General features: G+C 63.3%; 2 protein-coding genes and 1 pseudogene (1 of these 3 running past the window's edge). All 3 read right to left on the reverse strand.

Translation table 11 applies throughout. From position 1 onward, the window contains the following. Positions 1 to 1,928: pseudogene (locus A2X88_07455) on the reverse strand (metal transporter) (it extends 1,121 nt beyond the left edge of the window). A gap of 19 nt (positions 1,929 to 1,947) precedes the next feature. Continuing rightward, on the reverse strand, positions 1,948 to 3,135 hold the full coding sequence (locus tag A2X88_07460; protein ID OGP34568.1) for a hypothetical protein: 1,188 nt from the start codon (positions 3,133 to 3,135) through the stop codon (positions 1,948 to 1,950). 66 nt (positions 3,136 to 3,201) lie between these two features. Further along, complete coding sequence (locus A2X88_07465; protein OGP34566.1) at positions 3,202 to 4,146, reverse strand: hypothetical protein; 945 nt, start codon at positions 4,144 to 4,146, stop codon at positions 3,202 to 3,204. Positions 4,147 to 4,167 lie beyond the last annotated feature (21 nt).

Genomic DNA, 4,167 nt, shown 5'->3' on the forward strand with positions numbered 1-4,167 from the left:
TGCAAGTGGAGCTCCTCCGGGGTCTTCGCCGTCCTCCACTCCTGCGGGGGCTTCAGGGCGACAAACGCCTCGGCATTGTTCACCGGATCGGCGTGGGCTCCCACCTCCCCTCTCCCGACGCGCGTCACGACCCGGGTAACCTCCGGAAACTTCGTCATGAGCCTTCGCTCGAAACGGGTCATCGACTCCCTCGCCTCCTCCAGGGAGATCGACGGAGCCATCGTCGCGCGGACCAGAAGATCTCCCTCGTTCAGGCGCGGGACGAATTCGGACCCGAGGCGGGTGAAAAGAACGCCCCCGATGGCGAGGAGCGCCAACGCCATCCCGATGGCCGCAACCGGCTTCCCGACGAAGAAGGACACCACGGGCCGGTAGGCGGTCACCAGCCAGCGGACGACGACGAATTCTTTGTGCCCGGAGGAGCCGCCTCCAGGGCGACGCATCAATAGGCTTGCCAGTACTGGCGCCAGCATCACCGCGAAGATCATGGACCCCAACATGGCGAAGGCCATCGTCTGGGCCAGGGGACGGAACGTTTTCCCCTCGACTCCCTGCAGCGTGAACAAGGGCAGGAACACGATCACGATGATCATCAGAGACAGAACGATGGGCCGCGCAACTTCCAGGCAGGCCCGCTGCACGACCCGGGCGACCGGCTCGTCATTCTCTCCGCTCCGGAGCATGCGGTCGACGTTTTCCACCATCACCACCGATCCGTCCACCAGGAGCCCCAGGGCGATGGCCAGGCCGCCCAGGGACATCAGGTTGGCGGAGACGCCGAAGTACCGCATGAGGAGAAAGGAGAAGGCCAGGGAGAATGGGATCGCCGCGAGGACCACGACGCTTGGACGCACCCCCCCGAGCATGGCCAGCTGGATCAGGACGATCAGGATGCCCGCCTCGAAAAGCGCCTTCGTCACGGTCCGGACGCACTTGGCCACCAGGGTGGCCTGGTCGTAATAGGGGACGACCCTGATCCCGGGGGGCAGGACCTTGTTGATCTCTTCCATCCGGGCCTTTACGTCCCGGATGACCGTGGACGTGTTGGTCCCGATGAGCTTCAGGACCATGCCGACCACCGCCTCGCCTTTTCCGTTCATGGTCGCCAGGCCCCGACGAACCTCGCCCCCGATCCTCACGTCGGCGACCTGTTTCAGGAACACGGGCGTGCCGGACGTCGACTTGAGGACGATGTTTTCGAGGTCCGGGATCCTTTCGGCAAGGCCGACCGATCGGACGACGTACTCCTCGGCGTTCTTGACGATGAACTGGGCGCCTACGTTCGCGTTGTTCGCCTTGACGGCCACCACGATCTCGTCGAGGGAAAGGTCGTACCGGAGAAGATCGGACGGGCGGACCAGAACCTGGAACTGCTTGACCTCCCCTCCCAGCGAGAGGACCTCGGTCACCCCGGGCACCGTCTGCAGGTTGAATTTGATCAGCCAGTCCTGGACCTCCCGCATATCCTGGGGAGTACGCTTCCCGGATTCGTCCTCCAGAAAGTAGAAAAGAATCTGGCCGAGTCCCGTGGAAGTGGGCCCCATCTCCGGCTCTCCGAACCCGGAAGGAATCTCTTCACGGGCCAGCTGGAGACGTTCGTTCACCAACTGCCGGGCGAAGTAGATGTCGGTCCCGTCCTCGAAGTAGATGTTGATGACGGAAAGCCCGAAATTGGACACCGAGCGGATCTCCTTGAGATGGGGAAGACCGTTCATGGCGACCTCGACCGGGTAGGTCACATACTTTTCGACCTCCTCCGGTGCAAGGCCCTCCGTCTCGGTGAAGACCTGGACCAGGGAGGGAGTCACGTCGGGAAAGGCGTCGACGGGAAGCCGGCGATAATTGTAGATCCCGGCCGCCAGGACCAGCACCCCCATCACGACGATCAACAAGCGATTGAGGAGGACGAACTGAATGAGTCTCTGCATCTCCTTGTCCCCCTCCCTCTTAGTGTCCGTGTCCGTCGCCGAAGGCGCCTTTGGACATCTGCGCCTTCAGCGTGAACGAGCCGCTCGCCGCATACCGATCCCCCGGCTTCATGCCCGAAGTGACCTCGACATGGGTATCGTTGGACCGCCCGACCGTAACGGTCCTGGGAACGAAACCTTCCTGGGTCATGACGAAGACGGCCTGCCTTTCTTCGATCGTCTGAAGTGCGGATTTCGGGACCAGGAGGGGCACGGGAACGGACTTTACGGTGATCGTCCCGGTCACGAACAGGCCGGGACGCAGGTTTCCCCCGGAGTTGGGAAGCACGACCCTGGCCAGGGCGGTGCGCGTCTGTTCTCCGACCAGAGAGCCGATATAGGAGATTTCGCCCGCCGCATCCGGGATGCCGTGTCCCGCAGAAACGACGACGGGCTGGCCCTTCCGGATGAACTGCATGTCCTTTTGATAGACGCTCAGGTTCACCCACACCGAACTCAGGTCGGCCACCGTGAAGAGGTTGGCGTCCTCCTTGGTGGCCTCCCCCAGCGAGACATGTTTCCCGATCACGGTTCCGTCGAAGGGAGCAGTGATCTCGTACCGGGTATAGGAAACATCGGGCTGGCCCGGCAATTGCGCCAGGTACTCGTCGGAAAATCCCAGGGCGTGGAGCTTCTGCTCGGCCGAACGCAATTCGATGCGAGCCTCGGCGAGCGTTTGCTTTGCCTGGAGATACTCCTGTTCGGAGGAGATCCTCTTCTTCCAGAGATCTTCTTCCCGTACGAAGTTGGCCTGGGCCAGTGCAACCCGCTCACCGGCATTCAGGAAGGAGGCCTTGGCGTCGGCGAGTTCGCGGCTGGCCAGCACGGCCATCACTTCCCCCTTTCGGACCCGGTCGCCCAGGGTCTTTCTCACCTCCCTCACGACGCCCGAGACGGGGGGAACGATATGGACGAGCCGGTCCGCGTTCGGCACCACCTCGCCCGGAAGTTCTATATGGATTTTCAAATTGCCCGCGCGCGCCGTTCCGACCTCGATGTTGAATTCCTTCATTTCGGATTCGCTCAGCCGGATGGCCTTCGTTTCCTCATCTTTGTCGTGTTCGCCATCCTCCCGGTGCTCCCCGTCCTCTCCATGGGTCTGTTCCGTGGAAACGGCGACCGCGGGAACGGGCTGCGGACGGAAATATCGGTGGGCGACGGTCGCCAAAACGGCCCCCGCGAGGACCGCGGCGAAGAGGATTGCAATATATTTGCCCTTCATGGTCATGAAACCTCACTTTCGCTCGAATAAGGATTGCACAAGATCGTCCGCCGTCCCGGTGATCCTGTCCAACTCCGCGACTCCCTTGTGATAGGCGGAAAGGGCTTCGATGTACTGGCGTCTCGCCTCGAAGAGGGTCCTCTGGGCGTCCAGCACCTCCAGAAAGCCGAACTTTCCCTGGCGGTATCCTTCCCCTGCCGCCTCGTACACGCTTTGCGCGCCGGGGACGACGGTGGTTTTTAGCGCTTCGATTTCCGCGATCGAGACCGACAGCGCCTGGTAGATCTCCGCCAGGGCCGCATGCGCCCGGACCTGCGCCGCGGCGCTCTCCCGGTCGGCCTTCGCCACGCGCCGCCGGGATTCCAGGATCCCCCCCTGGTTCCGGTCGAAGAGGGGCAAGGGGATCGACATCTCCGCCACGAAGGCGCTGTCCCCGGTTTCCCGGAAATCCCGGAAGCCGCCCGCAAGCGTCAGATCCGGGATCCGGGCGGCCTTCTGTAGGGCCGCGTTGGCTCTTCTCTGCTCCTTCTCGGTAACCCACCGGGCGACGTCCGGGTTCCCGCGGATTTCGGCCGCGAGCTGCTCCGCGGAGGGAATCGGAGACACCTCGTCGAGCCGTGCGACGGCCCTGTCGAAGGTCGGATGGTCGCTTCCCCACAAGGCGGCCAGCTTCTTCCTGACGGCTTCCAGGCTCCTGCGGGCACGGTCATGCTCGATCCGGCGGTTCGAAAGTTCCACGCCGGCCTTGGTCTCCTCGACGGGGGAAACCTTTCCGGCCCGGACCCGGGCGGAAACCGTTTCGAAGGTCTTCTCGGCAAGGAGAAGCAGCTCCTGTTCCAGCGTCAGCCGCTCCTGGGCGGCGACAACCTCCACGAAGGATTTCCTTGCCTCCGTGAGGACGTCCGCGCGCTTGGAGATGTAGTCCCACCCGGCGAGGTCCCGATCGAGAGACGCCACGCGCGCCCTCTTCGGGCGCTT

The organism is Deltaproteobacteria bacterium GWC2_65_14, from assembly GCA_001797615.1.
Lineage (GTDB): Bacteria > Desulfobacterota > Deferrimicrobia > Deferrimicrobiales > Deferrimicrobiaceae > GWC2-65-14.